The sequence below is a fragment of the Polaribacter sp. 20A6 genome (assembly GCF_011378915.1).
GTDB lineage: Bacteria > Bacteroidota > Bacteroidia > Flavobacteriales > Flavobacteriaceae > Polaribacter > Polaribacter sejongensis.
Genome location: NZ_WTPZ01000074.1, coordinates 1 through 693, shown reverse-complemented (window position 1 = coordinate 693; position 693 = coordinate 1). Strand labels below are relative to the sequence as shown.

The following is a 693-nucleotide window of genomic DNA, read 5'->3' as shown; positions in this document are numbered from 1 at the left end:
ACAACAACGTTGGCTTTAATGCTCGAGAAATCGTAGTTTAAAACTAAAATTAAGAATTGAAAATATAAAAAACAATAAAATATGAATTTTTTAGAAATTACATTATCAAATAGAACAATGTTAATACTTGGAGCATTATCAGGAATAGCAATTATTTTTATTACTTTTCTAATTGCAAAACGTTACAATAAAAAAACAACAATTCCAAATTCTGAGAATCATTCGAAATAACAATTCATCCAATTGTTTAAGTTGTTTTCGGAATTAAATTCTGAATTCAATGTATAAATTAAACTGAAAATTGAATTTACAATCCTCAAAATTTCTCACTCAAAATCTGAATTAAGAAATATCCAAATATGAAAAATATAACAAAGAAAAAATTCTTTCTATTTGTAATGTTGATCCTTGTCGTAACAGAAGTTGGTTCATCATTCATATCAGGAATATTATTTCCTTTTACAAATAATTAAAAAAGGAAAATAATTTAGAATATTAATCATAATTTCTGAATTAATAATTGAACAAAAAGAAAAATGAAACAAACAAAAAAGCACTAAAAGCCAACACCGTGTATTAAAAATTGCTAAATTAGTGCCTTACCAAAATCAGTTGCATTTTTATTCACTTCAATTTTCCTTCGGAAAATAGCCGCTCATTAAAAACGCAACTTTCAATACACAACAACGTTGT

General features: G+C 24.5%; 1 protein-coding gene. It reads left to right on the top strand.

The window, feature by feature from the left end; genetic code table 11:
• Positions 1 to 81 precede the first annotated feature (81 nt).
• Complete coding sequence (locus tag GQS57_RS18435; RefSeq protein ID WP_165734437.1) at positions 82 to 231, top strand: hypothetical protein; 150 nt, start codon at positions 82 to 84, stop codon at positions 229 to 231.
• Positions 232 to 693: the final 462 nt, after the last annotated feature.